Genomic DNA, 265 nt, shown 5'->3' with positions numbered 1-265 from the left:
ATCAGTCGAGTGTAGTTTACTAACCTTAAGGTAACATTAACCTTGTTAGGCGTCAGATATTTAGCTTACGTTTTATCGGCTGCTTTATCGTTTTCCTGAGGTTGCGTTTTGTCATCTGTGGCGTGGTTCAGATACACCACACGCTGAGGAAAGGGGATTTCTATGCCGGCTTTGTCAAACGCCAGTTTTACTTCTTCCTGCAGGCTGTTGCGTAAATCACGGAAGTTCTCCCGTTTACTCCAGACCGAAAATTGGATATTCAGTG

Annotated in this window: 1 pseudogene; it reads right to left on the bottom strand. The window is 44.2% G+C overall.

Annotated features, from left to right (window positions below):
• Positions 1–65: 65 nt before the first annotated feature.
• Positions 66–265 (bottom strand): annotated as a pseudogene (locus tag R0J87_RS21235) (mechanosensitive ion channel family protein); the annotation flags it as partial.

The organism is Halomonas sp. SIMBA_159 (assembly GCF_046536035.1).
Taxonomy (GTDB): domain Bacteria; phylum Pseudomonadota; class Gammaproteobacteria; order Pseudomonadales; family Halomonadaceae; genus Vreelandella; species Vreelandella venusta_A.
This window is presented reverse-complemented; position numbering and strand designations above follow the sequence as displayed.